General features: G+C 69.4%; 19 protein-coding genes. 14 read left to right on the forward strand and 5 right to left on the reverse strand.

The genetic code is table 11. The features are described from left to right. Positions 1–21: 21 nt before the first annotated feature. From ACSFBE_RS20430 to ACSFBE_RS20490, 13 genes are read left to right on the forward strand one after another with little or no spacing between them, the layout of a single operon-like run. Positions 22–1590 carry an ABC transporter substrate-binding protein gene (locus tag ACSFBE_RS20430; protein WP_435492248.1) on the forward strand — a complete coding sequence of 523 codons (1569 nt, stop codon included), beginning with the start codon at positions 22–24 and terminating at the stop codon, positions 1588–1590. Position 1591: 1 nt separating this feature from the next. Beyond that, positions 1592–2563: an ABC transporter permease gene (locus ACSFBE_RS20435; RefSeq protein ID WP_435492249.1), complete on the forward strand. Its 972-nt coding sequence runs from the start codon at positions 1592–1594 to the stop codon at positions 2561–2563. Beyond that, complete coding sequence (locus ACSFBE_RS20440; RefSeq protein WP_435492250.1) at positions 2560–3408, forward strand: ABC transporter permease; 849 nt, start codon at positions 2560–2562, stop codon at positions 3406–3408. The genes ACSFBE_RS20435 and ACSFBE_RS20440 overlap by 4 nt, the downstream gene beginning before the upstream one ends. Beyond that, complete coding sequence (locus tag ACSFBE_RS20445) at positions 3405–5054, forward strand: ABC transporter ATP-binding protein (protein ID WP_435492251.1); 1650 nt, start codon at positions 3405–3407, stop codon at positions 5052–5054. Before ACSFBE_RS20440 ends, ACSFBE_RS20445 begins: the two co-directional genes overlap by 4 nt. Before the next feature lie 34 nt (positions 5055–5088). After that, positions 5089–6036: a 2-hydroxyacid dehydrogenase gene (locus ACSFBE_RS20450; protein WP_435492252.1), complete on the forward strand. Its 948-nt coding sequence runs from the start codon at positions 5089–5091 to the stop codon at positions 6034–6036. Positions 6037–6071: 35 nt separating this feature from the next. Beyond that, a complete protein-coding gene (locus tag ACSFBE_RS20455) occupies positions 6072–7454 on the forward strand; it encodes an aminotransferase (protein WP_435492253.1) in 1383 nt (460 codons plus the stop codon). Further along, positions 7451–8509, forward strand: a complete 1059-nt coding sequence (locus ACSFBE_RS20460; RefSeq protein ID WP_435492254.1) for a histone deacetylase family protein — start codon at positions 7451–7453, stop codon at positions 8507–8509. The genes ACSFBE_RS20455 and ACSFBE_RS20460 overlap by 4 nt, the downstream gene beginning before the upstream one ends. Positions 8510–8519: 10 nt before the next feature. Continuing rightward, the gene (locus tag ACSFBE_RS20465) at positions 8520–9422 is read left to right on the forward strand and encodes a DMT family transporter (protein ID WP_435492255.1); all 903 of its coding nucleotides are present in this window, start codon (positions 8520–8522) and stop codon (positions 9420–9422) included. A gap of 36 nt (positions 9423–9458) precedes the next feature. Further along, entirely contained in the window at positions 9459–10169 is a 711-nt protein-coding gene (locus ACSFBE_RS20470) for a GntR family transcriptional regulator (protein WP_435492256.1), read from the forward strand. Positions 10170–10190: 21 nt separating this feature from the next. Next, positions 10191–11219, forward strand: coding sequence for a histone deacetylase family protein (locus ACSFBE_RS20475; RefSeq protein ID WP_435492257.1), 1029 nt, complete (start codon positions 10191–10193; stop codon positions 11217–11219). After that, entirely contained in the window at positions 11216–12274 is a 1059-nt protein-coding gene (locus tag ACSFBE_RS20480; RefSeq protein WP_435492258.1) for a phosphotransferase, read from the forward strand. Before ACSFBE_RS20475 ends, ACSFBE_RS20480 begins: the two co-directional genes overlap by 4 nt. 14 nt (positions 12275–12288) lie before the next feature. Beyond that, entirely contained in the window at positions 12289–13572 is a 1284-nt protein-coding gene (locus ACSFBE_RS20485) for an aspartate aminotransferase family protein (RefSeq protein WP_435492259.1), read from the forward strand. Positions 13573–13581: 9 nt separating this feature from the next. Then, positions 13582–14982, forward strand: a complete 1401-nt coding sequence (locus ACSFBE_RS20490; protein ID WP_435492260.1) for an amidase family protein — start codon at positions 13582–13584, stop codon at positions 14980–14982. 25 nt (positions 14983–15007) lie between these two features. Here the strand turns inward: ACSFBE_RS20490 and ACSFBE_RS20495 are convergent, their stop codons facing one another. From ACSFBE_RS20495 to selD, 5 genes are read right to left on the reverse strand one after another with little or no spacing between them, the layout of a single operon-like run. Beyond that, entirely contained in the window at positions 15008–15292 is a 285-nt protein-coding gene (locus tag ACSFBE_RS20495) for a cupin domain-containing protein (protein ID WP_435492261.1), read from the reverse strand. 5 nt (positions 15293–15297) lie between these two features. Beyond that, positions 15298–15825, reverse strand: a complete 528-nt coding sequence (locus ACSFBE_RS20500; protein WP_435492262.1) for a GNAT family N-acetyltransferase — start codon at positions 15823–15825, stop codon at positions 15298–15300. Between the two features lie 6 nt (positions 15826–15831). Then, positions 15832–16089 (reverse strand): hypothetical protein, encoded by a 258-nt coding sequence (locus ACSFBE_RS20505; RefSeq protein WP_435492263.1) that lies wholly within the window; start codon positions 16087–16089, stop codon positions 15832–15834. A 19-nt stretch (positions 16090–16108) separates the two neighbouring features. Next, the gene (locus ACSFBE_RS20510; protein WP_435492264.1) at positions 16109–16585 is read right to left on the reverse strand and encodes an FKBP-type peptidyl-prolyl cis-trans isomerase; all 477 of its coding nucleotides are present in this window, start codon (positions 16583–16585) and stop codon (positions 16109–16111) included. A 31-nt stretch (positions 16586–16616) separates the two neighbouring features. Then, positions 16617–17660, reverse strand: coding sequence for a selenide, water dikinase SelD (gene selD / locus ACSFBE_RS20515; protein ID WP_435492265.1), 1044 nt, complete (start codon positions 17658–17660; stop codon positions 16617–16619). Positions 17661–17678: 18 nt separating this feature from the next. Between selD and mnmH the strand changes: the two genes are divergently transcribed. Then, positions 17679–18737 (forward strand): tRNA 2-selenouridine(34) synthase MnmH, encoded by a 1059-nt coding sequence (gene mnmH / locus ACSFBE_RS20520; RefSeq protein ID WP_435492266.1) that lies wholly within the window; start codon positions 17679–17681, stop codon positions 18735–18737. The last annotated feature ends 230 nt before the right edge of the window (positions 18738–18967 follow it).

Below are 18967 nucleotides of genomic sequence, written 5' to 3' on the forward strand. Positions count from 1 at the left end.
AGCCTCCAGGAGTCCTTCCCCATGAAAAGACGCAACCTCATTCAGGCGGGTGTCGCTGCCGCTGCCGGTTTCTCGATCGCCGGCGTGCCGCTGCACGTGCTGGCGGCCGGAAAGAAGGGCGGCGTGATCAACGCCGTCGTGCAGCCCGAGCCGCCGGGCCTGATGCTGGGCATCACGCAGAACGGCCCGACGCAGATGATCGCCGGCAACATCTACGAAGGCCTGCTGCGCTACGACGAGAAGATCACCCCGTTGCCGGGCCTGGCGACCTCATGGACGCAGAACAAGGAAGGCACGGTCTTCACCTTCAAGCTCAAGCAGGGCGTGCTGTGGCACGACGGCAAGCCCTTCACCGCCGACGACGTGGTGTTCTCGGCCGACGTGTTCCTGCGCAAGACCCATGCGCGCCTGCGGGCCAACCTGGCGTCGGTCGAGAGCATCAAGGCGCTCGATTCGCACACCGTCGAGTTCAAGCTCAAGTACCCCTTCGGCCCGTTCCTGGGCATCTTCGAGGTCGGCAGCATGCCGATGGTGCCCAAGCACATCTACGAAGGCACCGACTTCCTCACGAACCCGGCCAACGCCACGCCCATCGGCACCGGCCCGTTCAAGTTGAAGGAATGGGTCAAGGGCAGCTACATCCAGCTGGTGGCCAACGACAAGTACCACGTCAAGGACATGCCGCTGGTCGACAGCGTCTACTTCCACATCATTCCCGATGCGGCCTCGCGTGCGGCGGCCTTCGAATCGGGCAAGGTCGACCTGGTGCCCGGCGGTGCGGTCGAATACTTCGACGTGCAACGCCTGGCCAAGCTGCCCGGCGCGGCTGTCACCACCAAGGGCTGGGAGTTCTTCGCCCCGCAATCGTGGCTGTGGATCAACAACCGCAAGGCGCCGATGGACAACATCAAGTTCCGCCAGGCGCTGATGTTCGCGATCGACCGCGAGGCCATCTGCAAGGTGGCGTGGCAGGGCTTCGCCAAGCCGGCGACCGGCCCCTTCAACAGCAACATCAAGTTCTACAGCACCGACGTCGCCAAGTACCCGCGCAACGTCGAGACCGCCAAGAAGCTGCTGGCCGAAGCCGGCTACAAGGGCGAGACGCTGCGCATGCTGCCGCTGCCCTACGGCGAGACCTGGGCCCGCACGGCCGAGATCGTGCGCCAGAACCTGCTGCAGGCCGGCGTGAAGATCGAGATGACCGCCACCGACGTCGCAGGCTGGAACCAGAAGCTCAACGAGTGGGACTACGACCTCGCCTTCACCTTCGTGTACCAGTACGGGGACCCGGCGCTGGGCGTGGCACGCAACTACACCACCGCCAACATCGCCAAGGGCTCGCCCTTCAACAACGTCGAGGGCTATTCCAACGCGAAGATCGACGAACTGTTCGACGCCGGCGCCAAGGAAGCCGATCCGGAGAAGCGCAAGGCCATCTACCTGCAGGCCCAGAAGATCTTGCTGGACGAAGTGCCGGTCGCGTGGCTCTACGAGATCAACTTCCCGACGCTGTACCGCACCAAACTCACGAACATCGTGACCTCGGGCATCGGTTTGAACGACAGCCTCGGCGGCGCATCGATCGCCTGACATGAAGCGCACGCAGTTCATGCTGGCCCGCGTGCTGCAGGGCCTGGTGGCGATCCTGCTGATCGCGACCGTCAACTTCATGCTGGTCCGTGCCGCGCCGGGCGATCCGGTGTCGGTGATGGCCGGGGAGTCGGGCGCGTCGGACCCGCAGTACGTCGCGCAGCTGCGTGCGCAATTCGGGCTCGACAAGCCGATCACCACGCAGCTGGCCACCTACCTCGGCAAGGTGGTGCAGCTCGACCTGGGCTTCTCGCACCGGCAGCAGCAGCCGGTGCTCAAGCTCATCCTGGACCGCCTGCCCGCCACGCTGTTGCTCACCGGCAGCGCGTTCGTGCTGTCGCTGCTCTTCGGGGTCACGCTCGGTGCGCTCTCGGCGCGGCGGGCGGGCACCTGGGTCGACAGCTCGATCACCGTGGTGGCGCTCATCTTCTATGCCACGCCACTCTACTGGCTCGCGCTGATGGCGGTGCTGGTGTTCACCGTGCAGCTCGAATGGCTGCCGGGCTTCGGCTTCAGCACCGTCGGCTCGGGCTTCACCGGCCTGGCGCTGGCGTGGGACGTGGCCAAGCACCTCTTCCTGCCCGCGCTCACGCTGGCGCTCTTCTACATGGCGGTGTATGCGCGCATGACGCGCGCCGCCATGCTCGAAGTGGCGCAGATGGACTTCGTCAAGACGGCGCGCGCCAAGGGCGTGAAGCCTGGCCGCATCCTGCGCGCGCACGTGCTGCGCAATGCGTTGCTGCCGGTCGTCACGCTCGCCGGCATCCAGGCCGGCGGGATGATCGGCGGCGCCGTGCTCACCGAGACCGTGTTCGCCTGGCCCGGCATCGGCCGGCTCATGTTCGACGCCCTGCTGCAGCGCGACTACAGCCTGCTGCTCGGCTCCTTCCTGGTGACGGCTGCCATGGCGGTGCTGTTCAACCTGATCACCGACCTGATCTACACGCTGGTCGACCCCCGGATCGAGCTATGACATTCAACAACCCGTTCTGGCGGCGCTTTCGCCGCAACAAGGGCGCCGTGGCCGGCATGGTGGTGCTGCTGCTGGTCGGCTTCATCGCAGTGTTCGGCCCGTGGATCGCCACCAACGACCCCTGGGGCATGGTGCAGCAACCCTTCCTGCGGCCCTGGACCGAGCCCGGCTTCGCCATGGGCACCGACACGCTCGGGCGCGACATCCTGTCGGGCGTGATCTATGGTGCGCGCATCTCGCTCTTGATCGGGCTGGTGTCGACGGTCGTCGCACTGCTCATCGGCGTCACGCTCGGTGCCATCGCCGGCTACTTCGGCGGCTGGATCGACGCCGGTCTGATGCGCTTCACCGAAATCTTCCAGGCGGTGCCGAGCTTCGCGCTGGCCATCGTGCTGGTCGCGATCTTCCAACCCTCGGTGGGTTCCATCGTCGCGGCCATCGCGATCGTCTCGTGGCCGCCGGTGGCGCGCCTGGTGCGCAGCGAATTCCTCACGCTGCGCCAGCGCGACTTCGTGCAGGCCGCGCTGCTGGCGGGCCAGTCGACGCCGCGCATCATCCTCACGCAGATCCTGCCCAACGCCATGTCGCCCATCATCGTGATGGCCTCGCTGATGATCGCCACCGCGATCCTGCTGGAGTCGAGCCTGAGCTTCCTCGGCCTGGGCGACCCGAACCAGATGAGCTGGGGCTACATGGTCGGCTCGGCGCGCACCGTGCTGCGCCAGGCCTGGTGGATGGCGCTGTTCCCGGGCCTGGCTATCGTGCTGACGGTGCTGGCACTCAACCTCGTGGGCGAAGGCCTCAACGACGGGCTCAACCAGCGGCTCGACGGGAGGACCAAATGAGCGTCACCGCCATCAAGCCGGTGCAGCCGGTGCTCGACATCGTCGAGCTCAGCATCTGCCTGCCGACCGGCGCCGATCGCGCGCTGGCCGTCGAAGGCGCGTCGCTCTCGGTGCTGCCGGGGCAGACGCTGTGCGTCGTCGGCGAGTCCGGTTCGGGCAAGTCGATGATCGCCAATTCGGTGATGGGCCTGCTGCCGCAACCGCACGTGCGGCCGGTCGGCGGCAAGATCCTCTTCGAAGGCATCGACCTGCTCACGCTCACCGAGCCGCAGATGCGCGAGCTGCGCGGCCGCCGCATCGGCATGGTGTTTCAGGAGCCGATGACGGCGCTGAACCCGGTGATGCGCATCGGCGAGCAGATCGGCGAGGTGTTCGACGCGCACGTCAGCGTGTCGGCCGCCGAGAAGCGCCAGCGCATCCTCGCCGCGCTGGCCGACGTCGGCTTGCCCGACCCCGAGCTGCTGATCGACGCCTACCCCTTCCGCCTGTCGGGCGGCCAACGCCAGCGCGTGATGATCGCCTGCGCGCTCATCCTCGAGCCGGTGCTGCTGATCTGCGACGAACCCACCACCGCGCTCGACGTGACCACGCAGGCGCAGATCCTCAAGCTGGTGCGCGAACTGCAGCAGCGCCGCGGCACCGCGGTGCTCTTCATCACGCACGACTTCGGCGTGGTCTCCGAGATCGCCGACCACGTCGTTGTGATGCAGACCGGCAAGGTGGTCGAGGCCGGCCCGGCGCGCGACGTGCTGCAGGCGCCGCAACACCCCTACACGCGCAAGCTGATCGATGCCATTCCCACCGGCACCGCCACGCGCGGCCCGTCGACCAGCGACGCGCCTTTTGTGCTGCAGGTGCAGGAACTGTGCAAGACCTACCGCTCCGGCAACGGCCTCTTCAAGCGCGGCCGCGCGGTGCAGGCGGCGAAGGACATCAGCTTCGACCTGCGCCGCGGCGAGACGCTGGGCGTGGTGGGCGAATCGGGCTCGGGCAAGTCGAGCGTGGGCCGCTGCCTGGTCGGTCTCGCGCCCTTTGACAGCGGGCGCATCCTGTTCAACGGACGCAATCTCGCGCCGGGCGGCAACTTCCGCGCCGCGGCCGAAGGCAAGATCCAGATGGTCTTCCAGGACCCGTACGCATCGCTCAACCCGCGCCACCGCGTGGGCGCGGCCATCGCGGGCGGCCCGATCGCACAGGGCGTGAGCAAGTCCGAGGCGATGGCGCGCACCATGGCATTGCTGAAGCTGGTCGGCCTGGGCGCCGACGCGGCCGACCGCTACCCGCACGAGTTCTCAGGCGGGCAGCGCCAGCGCATCGGCATTGCCCGCGCGCTGGCGATGCAGCCGTCGCTGCTGGTGGCCGACGAGCCGGTGTCTGCGCTCGACGTGTCGGTGCAGGCGCAGGTGCTCGAACTCTTCGCGCAGGTGCGCGAGGAGTTCCAGCTGGCCATGGTCTTCATCACGCACGACCTGCGCGTGGCCGGGCAGATGTGCGACCACATCGCCGTCATGCAGCGCGGCGTGGTGGTCGAATACGGCGAGACGGCCAAGGTGCTGGGCGACCCGCAGCACGAGTACACCCGCAAGCTGATCGAGGCCGTGCCGCGGCTCGCATCGCCGGCCGAACCTGCCGCCCTGGTGGCTTGACCCCGAGAACTCCAAGACCGCGAAGAACCCGAAGATGAAGAAGCCTCCCGTCGTCGCGCTGCTGAGTTCGGCGATCCCCATGCAGTACCTGGCCGACGCCTTCGAAGAGGCCCAGCCGGGCATCGAGGTGCGCATGGGTGCCGACCTCGGCCCGCTCGAAGACATCGACGTCGCCGTCTGCTGGTTCCCGCCGCACGGCCGGCTCGCGCAGCTGCCGAACATGCAATTGGTGCAGTCGCTGGCCGCCGGCGTTGACCACATCCTGGCCGACCCCGACCTGCCGCGGCACCTGCCGCTGTGCCGCATCGTCGACGACACGATGGCCGCCGGCATGAAGGCGTACGTGAGCTGGGCCGTGGTGCAGCACCACCGAGGCATGAAGGCGTATGTCGCCAGCGCCGATGCCGCGCAGTGGGAAGAGCAACCCGTGGTCTCGCCGCGCCGCCACCGCGTGGGCATCGCGGGCCTCGGCACGCTGGGCCTGGCCTGCGCCGACGCGCTTGCGACCATCGGCTACCCCGTGCGCGGCTGGAGCCGCAGCGCCAAGGACGATCTGCCCGAAGGCGTGACCGGCTTCCACGGCGCCGACCAGCTCGACGATTTCCTGTCGGGCTGCGACACGCTGGTGTGCCTGCTGCCGCTGACGCCGCAGACGCAGGGCTTTCTCGATGCCGCGTTGTTCGCCAAGCTGCCGCGCGGTGCGCACCTCATCAATGTCGGCCGTGGCGACCATCTGGTCGAGGCCGACCTGCTGCCGGCGCTCGCATCGGGCCAGCTGTCGGCTGCCACGCTCGACGCCTTTTCGGTGGAGCCCTTGCCCCCGAGCCACCCCTTCTGGGGTCACCCGCGTATCCTGGTCACGCCGCACATCGCGACGCGCACCGACCGCCTCGTCATCGCCCAGCAGACGCTCGCCAACCTGGCCGCCATTCGCCAGGGCGAACGCCCGCTCAACCAGATCGACCTCGAACGCGGCTACTGAGCCCGCTACCTGGCCGATCGCATCCGGAGACTCCCATGAACGCAGCCACCCACGCAGCCACCCACGCCGAGAACGCCGCGCAAGACGTCGCCGCCCATCTCCACCCCTTCACCAATCTCGCGACGCACCCGCAGGTCGGCCCGCTGGTCATCACGCGCGGCGACGGCATCTTCGTGGAAGACGATCAGGGTCGCCGCTACCTCGAGGCGATGTCGGGCCTGTGGTGCGCGTCGCTGGGCTTCAGCAATGCACGCCTGGCCAAGGCCGGCAGCGACGCGCTGCACGGCCTGCCGTACTACCACACCTTCAACGGCCGCTCGAACCCGGCCGCCATCGCGCTGGCCGAGAAACTGATCGCGCTGGCCCCGGTGCCGATGTCGAAGGTGTTCTTCGCCAACAGCGGCTCGGAGGCCAACGACTCGGCCGTGAAGCTGGTCTGGTACTACCACAACGCCATCGGCAAGCCGGCCAAGAAGAAGATCATCGCGCGCAAGAACGCGTACCACGGCGTCACGGTCGTGGCTGCCAGCCTCAGCGGGCTGATCAACAACCACCGCGACTTCGACCTGCCGATCGACCGCATCCTGCATGTCGACTGCCCGCACCACTTCCGCTTCGCCGAACCCGGCGAAACCGAGGAGGCCTTCGCGACGCGCCTGGCCGCCAACCTCGAGAAGCGCATCCTGGATGAAGGCCCCGACACCGTCGGCGCCTTCATCGCCGAGCCGGTGATGGGCGCAGGCGGCGTGCTGGTGCCGCCGGCCACCTACTTCGAGAAGGTGCAGGCGGTGCTCGCCAAGTACGACGTGCTGCTGATCGCCGACGAGGTGATCTGCGGCTACGGCCGCACCGGCGAGATGTTCGGCTCGACCACCTTCGGCCTCAAGCCCGACATCCTCACGAGCGCCAAGGCGCTGTCGTCGGGCTACGTGCCGATCTCGGCGGTGATGGTCAACGAAAAGGTGCATTCCGCCGTCGCCGCCAACAGCGGGAAGATCGGTACCTTCGGCCACGGCTTCACCTACTCGGGCCACCCGGTCGCCTGCGCCATCGCGCTGGAGACGCTGAAGGTCTACGAGGACGAGAACATCCTTGCGCACGTGAAGTCGCTGGTGCCGCAGTTCCAGAAGGCGCTGCACGGCTACGAAGGCCGCCAGTACGTCGGCGAGGTGCGCGGTGTGGGCCTGATCGGCGCCATCGAGCTGTACGCCGACCCGGCCCAACGCGTGGCCTTCGACCCCGCGAAGAAGGCCGGCGCCCGGCTCGCCGAACTGGCGCTGGCGCAGGGCCTGATCGTGCGCGCCATGGGCGATTCGGTCGCCTTCTGCCCGGCGCTCATCACCACCGCCGCCGAGATGGACGAACTGTTCGCACGCTTCGACCGCGCGATGGTGCTCTTCGAAGAAACCTTCGCATGAAGGCCTTCTTCACCGACGACCAACTGCTGCACGACCCGCAGCAGTACATGCGCGTCGGTCGCATCTGCAAGCCCACCGACCTGCCCAGCCGTGCGCATGCGCTGCGCGACGCGCTGGCCGGCCGCGGCATCGCGCTGGCATCGCCGCCGGACGTCGGCCGCGCGCCGCTCGAGGCGGTGCACAGCACCGACTACCTGGACTACCTCGAGACCGCCTATGCGCAGTGGCGCGAGCTGAAGGTCTTCGGCCTGGAGCCGGGCATCGAGGTGCTGCCCAACCTTTCGCCGTACTACAACGGCGTGCCGGGCGTGGACCGCGCGCCGTGCCCGTCGCCCTCGCTCATTGCGCGCACCGGCTACTACATCAGCGACCTGTCATGCCCCGTCGGGCCGAACACCTGGCGCTCGGTCCTGCGCTCGGCGCACACGGCAGTGGCCGCGGCCGATGCCGTGCTGGCCGGCGACGACGTGGCCTACGCGCTGTGCCGGCCCTCGGGCCACCATGCGCACCGCGACCGCGCGGGCGGCTTCTGCTACATCAACAACAGCGCCATCGCGGCGCAGCGGCTGCGCCAGCAGCATGGCCGCGTGGCGGTGCTCGATGTCGACGCCCACCATGGCGACGGCACGCAGAACATCTTCTATGCACGCGGCGACGTGCTCACCGTGTCGACGCACGCCGACCCGAGCGGCTACTACCCGTTCTACACCGGCTACGCGCACGAGCGCGGCGTCGGCGAGGGTGAAGGCTTCAACCTCAACCTGCCGCTGGCGCACGGCACCGGCAACGACGTGTTTCTTGACGCGGTCGACCGCGGCGTGGCGGCGGTGCGCGGCTTCGCGCCGGGCGCGTTGGTGCTGCCGCTGGGCTTCGATACCTACAAGGACGACCCCATCAGCGTGCTGAAGCTCGACCTCGACGCCTACCGCGCGCTCGGCGAGCGCATCGGCGCGCTGCAGCTGCCGACCGTGGTGGTGCAGGAAGGCGGCTACATGGTCGACGCCATCGGCCCGGCGCTCGACCAGTTCGTGCGGGGCTTCCTGTCCACCCGATGAACGCCTCGAAATGAGCGCTGCCGTCGCCTCGCTGCGCCCACCGGGCTCCCGAAGCGCCGGCGTCGCGATCTTCTTCTGCGCGCTGGTGGCCTTCGCGTCCTACGACGCCTTCTGCAAGTACATGCTGCAGTTCTACTCGGCGCCCTTCGTCAACGTGATGCGCTACTTCGCCGTCATCGGCATCGCCTTCGCGATGCTGCTGCACCACGGCGACCTGCGCATCTGGCGCGCGCCGCAGAAGCCGCTGCTGCTGCTGCGCGGCGTGATGCTCGCGACAGTGGCCACCTGCTTCATGACGGCGCTGCTGTGGATGCCGCTGGCCGAAGCCACCGCGATCTACTTCACCGCCCCGCTGCTGATGGTGGCGCTGTCGCCCTGGCTGCTCGGCGAGACGGTGCGGCGCAGCCGCTGGATCGCGGTGCTCGTCGGCTTCGGCGGCATGCTGCTCATCGTGCGGCCGGGCGGCAACCTGCCGCTGCTGGGCACGGTGCTGATGGCGGTGTCGGCGGTCTGCTACGCGATCTTCCAGCTGCTCACGCGGCGCCTCGCGGGCCAGGTGGCGAGCCCCGTGCAGTACGCCTACACAGCCATCGTCTGCCTGGTCGTCACGGCCATTCCGGCACCTTTTTTCTGGCCGACGCAGGTGCCGGTCGGCGACGCCCTGTTGCTGCTGGGCGGCGGGGTCTGCAGCGGTGCGGCGCAGTGGCTGCTGCTGGCCGCGTTCTCGCGCGTGGAGGCATCGACGCTGGCGCCGCTCAACTACTTCCAGCTGCTGCTGGCGGTGCTGATCAGCTCCTTCTTCTTCCACCGGCCGCCCGACACCCTGGCCATCGCCGGCATCGCGCTGATCATGTGCGCCGGCGTGTACATCGCCCGCGCACGATCGACGCCGCCGCGGGTCGCCATCGAATAAGAACGGAGCCACCGGCTCCAACGAGACAAGACACCCATGGCCATCTCCACGCCTTCTGACGCCACCTTCTTCGAATCCGTCGAGTCGACCGACCTCGTCGGGCTGGTCGAGGCCGAGCTCACGCGCGCCATCGTCGAAGGCCACCTGCCGCCCGGCAGCCGCATCGTCGAGGCCGACATCGCGCGCCGCATGGGCATCAGCCGCGCGCCGGTGCGCGAAGCGGCGCGCCGGCTGGAGCGGCAGGGCGTGCTGGTCTCGCGGCCGCGCCACGGCTTCGCGGTGCGAACCATCAGCGTGCAGGAGATCGACGACCTGTACGAGGTGCGCCTGAGCCTGGAACTCACGTCCATCGAACTCGCCTGCCGCAAGGCCGACGACGCCGGACTGGCGCGCGTCAAGGCGCTGGTCGACACCATGGTGCGCGAGGCCGCCACGCAGGCGCAGGACGAACGCATCGCGATCGACCTGGAACTGCACACGCTGATCTGCGAGCTGTCGGGCAACGCGCACCTGCGCCGCATCTTCCAGAACACGCAGACCGAGCTGCGCATGATCATCGCGCTCATCGATGCGGTCTACCACGACCCGACCACCGTGGCCTCGCTGCACTACCCCATCGTCGACGCGCTGCAGAAGCGCGACGCCGAAGCCGCCAAGGCGGCCATGCGCGTGCACCTGGAGGACGCATGGCAGAACGTGCGCGCCCTCTTCGTGAAGCAGCACGGCGCGCCGTCTGCTCCCGTCTGAATTTGCCCGAGGACATCCGCGATGAAAGTCGTCTACACCGACACCCACAAAGACCACGACCCGCAACTCTTCATGGTGCGCGGCAAGCTCAAGCGCAGCAACGAACAGCCCGAGCGTGCCTTCCGTTTGCTGAAGGCGGTGCAGGCCGAGGGCCACGAGGTCATCGCCGGGCAGGACTTCGGCGCCGCGCCGCGCGCGGCCATCCACACACCCGAATACCTGCGCTTCCTCGAGACTGCCCATGCGCGCTGGCAACTGCTGGACGACCCATCGGACGAGGTCATGCCCAACATCCACCCCTTCCCGGGCCAGCCTTGCAGCTACCCCGAGAGCGTGGTCGGCCAGGCCGGCTTCCACATGGGTGACAACGCGTGCTCGATCGGCGCGCACACCTGGGCCGCGGCCGTGGCCTCGGCGAACATGGCGACGCATGCCGCGCAACTGGTGCTCGACGGCGAGCGCGCCGCCTATGCGCTGTGCCGCCCGCCGGGCCACCACGCCTACGTCGACCGCGCCAACGGCTTCTGCTACCTCAACAACGTGGCCATCGCGGTGCAGCACCTGCGCGCGGCGCATTCGCGCGTGGCGATCCTCGACATCGACGTGCACCACGGCAACGGCACGCAGGGCATCTTCTACCGGCGCAGCGACGTGCTGACGATTTCGCTGCACGGCGACCCGCGCAACTTCACGCCCTTCTTCACCGGTTACGCGCACGAGCGCGGCGACGGCGAAGGCCTGGGCTACAACATCAACAAGCCGCTGGCGCTGGGCACCGACATCGACGGCTACCTGCCCGCGCTGCGCGACGCCTGCGACAGCATCCGGGCCTTCGCGCCGGGGGCGGTGGTGGTGGCGCTCGGCCTGGATGCGCACGAGAAGGACCCCTACAAGGGCATGAAGATCACCACGCCCGGCTTTGCCGTGCTGCTGGCCGAGATTGCGCGCCTGGGCCTGCCGACCGTGCTGGTGCAGGAAGGCGGCTACCTGTCGGACGACCTCGGCCCGAACATCGCGAGCGCGCTGCGCGGATTTGCGAGCGCGGCATGAGCGGCGTCGCGGCATTCGACGACGCGCAGGTGCTGAGCGAAGGCTCGCCCGAACTCGACGAGGCCTGGGTGCGCGCGCTGGCGCAAGAGCGCTGGGGCCTTAGCGGCGAGATGAAGCCGCTGACCGGCGAGCGCGACCGCAACTACCGGCTGCAGCGCGCAACCGACGGCGCGCGCTTCGTGCTGAAGATCTCGCACCCGGCAGAGACCGCGCTGGTCGCGGACTTCCAGACACAGGCCCTGCTGCACCTCGCCAAGGCCGACCCCACGCTGCCGGTGCAGCGCATCGTGCCGACGCTGGACGGCGCGCCGTCGATCGTGGTTGACCCCGGCGATGGCCTGCCCCGCGTGGCCCGTGTCTTCACCTACCTGCCCGGCCTGCCGTTGCCCGAGGCGCCGCGCACGCCGCTGCAGCAGCAGAACCTGGCGCGCATGCTGGCGCGGCTCGACGTGGCGCTGGCCGGCTTCGACCACCCGGCCGGCGACCTGCCGCTGCCCTGGGACCTGCAGCGCGCCGAGAGCGTGCGCGGCCTGCTCGCGCCCATCGCCGACGCCGAGCGCCGCGCGCTCGCCACGGAGGCGCTCGACCGCTTCGAGCACACGGCCCAGCCGGTGCTGCGCACGCTGCCCGCGCAGCCGATCCACAACGACTTCAACATCTACAACGTGCTGGTCGACCCGCAGGACACTGACCGCATCGCCGCCATCCTCGACTTCGGCGACATGGTGCGCGCGCCCTGCATCGACGACCTGGCCGTGGCCGCGGCCTACCAGATCGGCACCGACGACGAACCGCTTTCGCACATCGTGCCCTTCGTCGCCGCGTACCACGCGGTGAGGCCGTTGTCGGCGCCCGAGCTCGACCTGCTCTTCTCGTTGATCACCGCGCGGCTGGTGATGGTGGTCGCCATCAGCGGCTGGCGCGCTGCGCGCTACCCGGAGAACGCGGCCTACCTGCTGCGCAACAACCCGCTGTCGTGGGCGCGGCTGCAGGCCTGCGAACGCGTCGGCCGCGCCGCGGCCACCGCGGCCTTCCGCAGCGCCTGCGGCCTCTGAACCGAAAGCATCCAATGTCCTCGATCCCCGCCGACACCCAGGCTTTGATGGAACGCCGCGCCCGCGTGCTCGGCCCGGCCTACCGCCTGTTCTACGAGACGCCGCTGCATCCGGTGCGCGGCGACGGCGTGTGGCTGCACGACGCCGACGGCAAGCGCTACCTCGACGCCTACAACAACGTGGCCTCGGTCGGCCATTGCCACCCGCACGTGGTCGAGGCCATCGCGCGGCAGGCGAGCGTGCTCAACACGCACACGCGCTACCTGCACGAAGGCGTGCTCGACTACGCCGAGCGGCTGCTCGCCACCATGCCCGGCGAACTCGCGCATGCGATGTTCACCTGCACCGGCAGCGAAGCCAACGACCTCGCGATGCGCATCGCCCGCTCGCACACCCAGGCCGAAGGCCTGATCGTCACGCGCTTTGCGTACCACGGCGTGACCTCGGCCATCGCCGTGGCCTCGCCTTCGCTCGGCAAGTTCGTCAAGCTGGGTGACGAGGTGCGCACCGTGCCCGCCCCCGACAGCTACCGCATCGCGCCGTCGGAGATAGGGCCTGCCTTCGCGGCCGGCGTGCGCGAAGCCATCGCCGACCTCGCGGCCCACGGCATGCGCCCCGCCGCGCTGCTGGTCGACACCTCCTTCTCCAGCGACGGCATCTTCACCGACCCGCCCGGCTTCCTGGCGGAGGCGGTGGAGGCCGTGCGCGAGGCCGGCGGCGTCTTCATCGCCGACGAGGTGCAGGCCGGGCTCGGCCGCACGGGCGATGCGATGTGGGGCTTCCAGCGCCACGGCGTGGTGCCCGACATCGTCACCATGGGCAAGCCGCTGGGCGCGGGCCACCCGCTCGCCGGCATCGCGATCCAGCCAGCGGTGCTGGCCGCCTTCGGCCGCGAGTGCCGCTACTTCAACACCTTCGGCGGCAACCCGGTGTCGATGGCCGCCGGCATGGCGGTGCTCGACGTGATCGAGCGCGAAGGGCTGGTGGCCAACGCGCAGCGCGTCGGCGCCTATCTGCGCGGGCGGCTCGGCCAACTCGCGGACCGCCATGCGCTGATCGGCGACGTGCGCGGCGCCGGCTTCTTCGTCGGCGTCGAGCTGGTGACCGACCGCCAAGCGCGCACGCCGGCGACGACCGAGACCGCGCGCATCGTCAACGCGATGCGCGAACGCGGCGTGCTGTTCAGCGCCACCGGCGAGCATGCCAACACGCTGAAGATCCGCCCGCCGCTCGTCTTCTCCGAAGCCAACGCCGACCTCCTCGCCGACACCCTGGACAGCGTGCTCGCCACGCTGTAAACCACGACCATGACCGACATCTGGCGCCTCTCCGCCTCCGACGTTGCACAGCACATCGCGCAACGCAAGTTCTCCGCCGTCGAAGCCGCGCAGGCCGCCCTGGCGCGGCTCGACGCCGTCAACCCGCGGCTCAACGCCGTGGTCGACTGGCGTCCCGACGAGGTGCTGCAGCGCGCCGATACCATCGACGCCGCACTGGCCCGCGGCGAAGACTGCGGCCCGCTGGCCGGCGTGCCGATCACCGTCAAGGTGAACATCGACCAGGCCGGCTTCGCGACCACCAACGGCGTGACGCTGCAGAAGGACCGCATCGCGGCGACGAACAGCCCGGTGGTCGACAACTTCTTGAAGGCCGGCGCGGTGATCATCGGCCGCACCAACACGCCGGCCTTCAGCTACCGCTGGTTCACCGACAACCGGCTGCACGGCCGCACGATCAACCCGCGCGATGCCTCGCTCACCCCGGGCGGCTCGTCCGGCGGCGCCGCCTCGGCCATCGCTGCAGGCATCGGCCACATGGCGCACGGCACCGACATCGCCGGCTCGATCCGCTACCCGGCCTACGCCTGCGGCGTGCATGGCCTGCGGCCATCGCTGGGCCGCGTGGCCGCCTTCAATGCGTCGGGGCCGGAGCGAACCATCAGCGGGCAGATCACCGCCGTGTCGGGGCCGATCGCACGCACCATCGGCGACATCCGGCTGGGCCTGGCCGCCATGTCCGGCGCCGACGACCGCGACCCGTGGTGGGTGCCCGCGCCGCTCGTCGGCCCTGATGCGCCGCGCACCGTCGGCCTGTGCGTGCGGCCCGACGGGCTCGACACGTCGCCAGCGGTGGCCGCTGCGCTGATCGATGCGGCCGAACGCCTGCGCGATGCCGGCTGGCAGGTGGAAGAACTCGACGACCTGCCGCCGCTGCAGGACGCCTGCACCACGCAGATCGTGCTGTGGATGGGCGACGGCTACGACGCGATGGTCGCCGCAGCGCAGCAGGAGGGCGATGCCGGCGCCATCGCGGCGCTGGCGGGCCAGGTCGGCCTGGTCGGCGCGGCGGGCGCGGTGGACCTGTCGAAGGCGCTGATCCGTCGCGCCACGCTGGCGCGTGCGTGGCAGGAATTCACCACGCGCTACCCGGTGCTGCTGATGCCGGCGAGCGCCGAGCTGCCCTTCCCGGTCGACCTCGACCTCCAGGGTGCCGATGCCTACGCACGGGTGTGGGCCGCGCAGGCGCCGATGATCGGCCTGCCGCTCACCGGGCTGCCCTCGCTGGCCGTCGCCACCGGCATGGTCGGCACCCGCCCGGTCGGCGTGCAGCTGGTGGCGGGTCGCTTCCGCGAAGACCTGCTGCTGGCGGCCGGCGAGGCCATCGAGGCGCGCGGAGCACCGCCGATGCCGGTCGATCCGATCGTGTGAGCAAGTGGCCGCGGCCGCTCGGTCCTTACTTCAGCTCGACCTCCACGAAGACGAATTCGTGGTCGTTGGCGTTGATCACGTTGTGCTCGACGCCGGTGAGCCGCGTGTACGAGACGCCGGCGGTCAGGGGGCTGCGCACCTCGCCGTTCGGCGTTTCGAGCAGCAGCGTGCCGCTGGTCATCGGCACCACGACGTAGTCCATGCCGTGACGGTGGTAGCCGGTCTCCGCACCGGGCGCAAAGCGCCATTCGGTGACCTTGACGCGGTCGTTGTCGATCTGGACGGTGGGGATGGCGGTGGGGCGGGGCATGCGCGTCATCGTGCAAGGGGCGTGCCTGCCACGGCGTGCAGCGCATCGATGTCGATGACGGTCAGCACCTTGCGCATGCGTGCATTGCGAAGGATGACGCCAGCGCGCTCGATCTCCTGCCGCACTTCGATCGCGAAGCCCGAGGCGAGGAAGAAGCGCTCCGCACGCAGACTCACGTTGGCATGCAGCGCGGCGATGCCCTGCGCCTGCGCCACCGCATGCAGATGCGCCATGAGGGCCGTCGCGACGCCGCGGCCCGCGTGATCGCCCGAGACGAAGAACATGTCGATGTGGCCGGACGGCTGCACGTCGGCAAAGCCGGCGACCGTGCCGCCCAGTTCGGCGACGAAGGGCCGGATGCGCTGCATGCGCTCGGCCCACCGTGCGGCGTCGTGGTCGCGCGGCGCCCAGGCGGCAAGCTGCTCGGGCCGATAGTCGCGGGCCGCGAGGGTGTGGACGGAGGACGCGAAGGCGCGGCGCAGCGCGGGCGCGTCGCCCGGCTGGTAGCTGCGGATGCGAAGCGCCTCGTCCAAAAGGGGTTACCGCCCCGTCACGGACCAACCCGCGTGCAGGTTGGCCTTGTCGTTCTCGTATTCCCAGCGGGTGCCGCAGCGGTCGCAGCGGTAGCTGGTGACAGTCACCGTGCGGCCGTCCTCGCGCTCTTCCTTGCGGTTGTTGCCCTGCACCAGTTCGGCATGGCCGGGGGCCCGGCGCCAATTGCGCTGGATGCCGGTGCAGGGTTCGCACAGGGCCATCTTCTTCTGGTCCTGCTCGCGCGCGCTCATGGGGTTGGTCATCGGTGGGCCGTTCGGTGCGTCAGTGATGGTGGCCGCCCGCGCCGTGCACATGGCGGTGCGCCAGTTCTTCCGGGGCCGCGACGCGCACGTCGAGCACCTTGAGCACGAAGCGCAGCTCCTGGCCGGCGAGCGGATGGTTGCCGTCGAGCAGCACCTGGTTGCCCTTGATCTTCTTGACGTAGTAGATCTGCGGCTCGCCGTTGTCGTTGCGACCTTCGAGTTGGCCGCCGACCTTCACACCCGGCGGGAAATCGCTCTTGTCGATGGTGCGCTCCAGCGCCGCGTCGCGCACGCCGAAGGCGTCTTCGGGCTTGAGCTGCAGCGTGACGCCGTAGCCGGCTTCCTGGCCGTCCAGCGCCTCTTCGATCTTGGGCAGGGTGTTGTCGTAGCCGCCATGCAGGTAGCCCATCGGCTCCTTGGCTTCCTCGATGAGCTTGCCCTGCAGGTCGGTGACCTTGTAGCGGAGGGTGACGACGGTGTCTTTTTCGATTTTCATGGGGGGATTGTCCCGCAGCGAGGCGCCGGCGTCAGGCGCCGAACGAAACACCCGCCTCGCCGGCCCGCAGCGCACCGATCGCGGCGGCCTGCGCGAAGCCGGCGTGGCGGAAGGCAGCGAGCACCGACGGCACGGCGTCGGGCCGGCAGCTCACCAGCAGGCCGCCGCTGGTCTGCGGGTCGGACACCAGGGCGCGCTGCCAGTCGGCGCCACCGGCCGGCCAGGCCATCTGGGCCCCGTAGCCGGCCCAGTTGCGGCCGGAGGCGCCGGTCACCACGCCCTGCTGCGCGAAGGGCACGGCGCTGGCGATGAGCGGCAGCGCCGCCAGCGAGACTTCGGCGGCCAGGCCCGAGCCCTTGCAGATCTCCAGCAGGTGGCCGGCCAGGCCGAAGCCCGTCACGTCGGTCATCGCGTTCACGCCGTCCAGCGCGGCGAGCGCGATGCCGACACGGTTGAGTTGCGTCGTGTGGCGGATCATCTCCGCATAGCCGTCGGCGTCGAGCAGGCCCTTCTTGAGCGCCGCCGAGAGGATGCCGACGCCCAGCGGCTTGCCCAGCACCAGCATGTCGCCGGCCCGGGCGGCCGAATTGCGGCGGACCTTGTCGGGGTGCACCAGGCCGAGCCCGACCAGGCCGTAGATCGGTTCCAGAACGTCGATGCTGTGACCGCCCGCGATCGGGATGCCGGCTTCGCGGCAGATGCTGGCGCCGCCCTCGAGCACGCGGCCGATCACCTCCGGCGGCAGCTTGTCGATCGGCATGCCGACCAACGCCAGCGCCAGAATGGGCGTACCGCCCATCGCGTAGATGTCCGACAGTGCATTGGTCGCGGCGATGCGGCCGAAGTCGAAGGGGTCGTCGACGATGGGTGTGAAGAAGTCGGTGGTGGCGACCAGTGCCTGCGTGTCGTTGAGGCGGTAGACGGCGGCGTCGTCGCTGGTCTCGGTGCCGACCAGCAGTTCGGGCGGCACCAGGCCCTGCGGTGCGCGTGCCAGAATCTCGGCGAGCAAGCCGGGGGCAATCTTGCAGCCGCAACCGCCGCCGTGAGAAAAACGTGTGAGAGCGATCGGTTCCATGATGACGAGATTAACCCCATGAGCCACCGCGGCCCTGTCCGCGTGGCCGACCGCCATGCCTTCGACGTGCTGATCGATGCACGCTCTCCCGCCGAGTTCGCGCTCGACCACATGCCCGGTGCCATCAACTGCCCGGTGCTCGACGACGAGGAGCGCCGCATCGTCGGAACGATCTACAAGCAGCAGGGCGCCTTCGAGGCCCGCCGCGTCGGCGGTGCGATGGTGGCTGCCAACCTGGCACGCCATCTGAGGGAGCGCTTCGCCGATCAGCCGGCCGGCTGGAAGCCGCTGGTCTACTGCTGGCGCGGCGGCCTGCGCAGCGGCTCGATGGTGACCTGGCTGCGCCTGGTGGGCTGGGACGCGCAGCAGCTCGCCGGCGGCTACAAGAGCTTTCGCCACCATGTGCTCGACGCGCTCGAAGCGGCCATCCCGCAACTGCAATTGCGCGTCATCGTCGGCGCCACCGGCAGCGCCAAGACGCGTGTGCTGCAGGCGCTGGCAGCGCGCGGTGCGCAAGTGCTCGACCTGGAAGGGCTGGCGCGCCACAAGGGCTCGCTGCTCGGTGCGCTGCCAGGCGTGCCGCAGCCGTCGCAGAAGGGCTTCGAGACGCAGCTGTCGACCGCGATCGAGGCCTTCGACCTGTCGCGCACGGTGTATGTGGAGGGCGAGAGCGCGCGCATCGGCCGTATTGCATTGCCGATCCCGCTGGTGGTGCGCATGCGCGAGGCCGCCTGCATCGAGGTCACGGCCACGCCGGACGTGCGGCTGGCCTACCTCCTGCGCGACTACGCCTACCTCGGCGACGACCGCGAGGCCCTGGCCACGCAGCTCGGCCTGCTGAAGGAAATGCAGGGCAAGGAAACCGTGCAGCGCTGGCAGGCCTGGGCACGCGCGGGTGACCTGGCGCCGCTGTTCGCGGAGCTGATGGCGCTGCACTACGACCCGCATTACGCGCGCTCGCAGGAGCGGCATTTCAGCCGCTGGCGCACGCGGCAATCCGTCGCGGCCGAAGCGCTAGACGATGCCGGCATCGTCGCCGTGGCCGAGGCGGTGCTGGGGCTGGGTGCGCAAGGCTGAGCCTCGGCGGCCTTCGCCGTTTTACGCCGTCTTTGCAGGAGGTGGCTCAACCTTTGCACCCTCTTGATGCCCGTTCCCCGACAGTGTCGTCCGGCTGCCCACCTGGCAGTCATGAACGACATCGGCCCGATGGCCTCAACGGAACCCCATGCAAAAACGCACTCTTCGCACCACGCTCTGCCTCGCCCTTTTCTCCCTGCCGATGTTCGCCAGTGCCCAGCTGACGGCCG

Origin of the sequence: Variovorax sucrosi (assembly GCF_051216635.1) — a bacterium.
Taxonomy (GTDB): domain Bacteria; phylum Pseudomonadota; class Gammaproteobacteria; order Burkholderiales; family Burkholderiaceae_C; genus Variovorax.

What these genes read in the sequence shown, in the direction of transcription:
- ACSFBE_RS20490 (WP_435492260.1), top strand. Translation starts at nt 13,582, where the DNA reads ATGACCGACATCTGGCGCCTCTCCGCCTCCGACGTTGCACAGCACATC.
- selD (WP_435492265.1), bottom strand. Translation starts at nt 17,660, where the DNA reads ATGGAACCGATCGCTCTCACACGTTTTTCTCACGGCGGCGGTTGCGGC.
- ACSFBE_RS20460 (WP_435492254.1), top strand. Translation starts at nt 7,451, where the DNA reads ATGAAGGCCTTCTTCACCGACGACCAACTGCTGCACGACCCGCAGCAG.
- ACSFBE_RS20440 (WP_435492250.1), top strand. Translation starts at nt 2,560, where the DNA reads ATGACATTCAACAACCCGTTCTGGCGGCGCTTTCGCCGCAACAAGGGC.
- ACSFBE_RS20480 (WP_435492258.1), top strand. Translation starts at nt 11,216, where the DNA reads ATGAGCGGCGTCGCGGCATTCGACGACGCGCAGGTGCTGAGCGAAGGC.
- ACSFBE_RS20450 (WP_435492252.1), top strand. Translation starts at nt 5,089, where the DNA reads ATGAAGAAGCCTCCCGTCGTCGCGCTGCTGAGTTCGGCGATCCCCATG.
- ACSFBE_RS20510 (WP_435492264.1), bottom strand. Translation starts at nt 16,585, where the DNA reads ATGAAAATCGAAAAAGACACCGTCGTCACCCTCCGCTACAAGGTCACC.
- ACSFBE_RS20475 (WP_435492257.1), top strand. Translation starts at nt 10,191, where the DNA reads ATGAAAGTCGTCTACACCGACACCCACAAAGACCACGACCCGCAACTC.
- ACSFBE_RS20470 (WP_435492256.1), top strand. Translation starts at nt 9,459, where the DNA reads ATGGCCATCTCCACGCCTTCTGACGCCACCTTCTTCGAATCCGTCGAG.
- ACSFBE_RS20435 (WP_435492249.1), top strand. Translation starts at nt 1,592, where the DNA reads ATGAAGCGCACGCAGTTCATGCTGGCCCGCGTGCTGCAGGGCCTGGTG.
- ACSFBE_RS20505 (WP_435492263.1), bottom strand. Translation starts at nt 16,089, where the DNA reads ATGACCAACCCCATGAGCGCGCGCGAGCAGGACCAGAAGAAGATGGCC.
- ACSFBE_RS20430 (WP_435492248.1), top strand. Translation starts at nt 22, where the DNA reads ATGAAAAGACGCAACCTCATTCAGGCGGGTGTCGCTGCCGCTGCCGGT.
- ACSFBE_RS20465 (WP_435492255.1), top strand. Translation starts at nt 8,520, where the DNA reads ATGAGCGCTGCCGTCGCCTCGCTGCGCCCACCGGGCTCCCGAAGCGCC.
- ACSFBE_RS20485 (WP_435492259.1), top strand. Translation starts at nt 12,289, where the DNA reads ATGTCCTCGATCCCCGCCGACACCCAGGCTTTGATGGAACGCCGCGCC.
- ACSFBE_RS20495 (WP_435492261.1), bottom strand. Translation starts at nt 15,292, where the DNA reads ATGCCCCGCCCCACCGCCATCCCCACCGTCCAGATCGACAACGACCGC.
- ACSFBE_RS20445 (WP_435492251.1), top strand. Translation starts at nt 3,405, where the DNA reads ATGAGCGTCACCGCCATCAAGCCGGTGCAGCCGGTGCTCGACATCGTC.
- ACSFBE_RS20455 (WP_435492253.1), top strand. Translation starts at nt 6,072, where the DNA reads ATGAACGCAGCCACCCACGCAGCCACCCACGCCGAGAACGCCGCGCAA.
- mnmH (WP_435492266.1), top strand. Translation starts at nt 17,679, where the DNA reads ATGAGCCACCGCGGCCCTGTCCGCGTGGCCGACCGCCATGCCTTCGAC.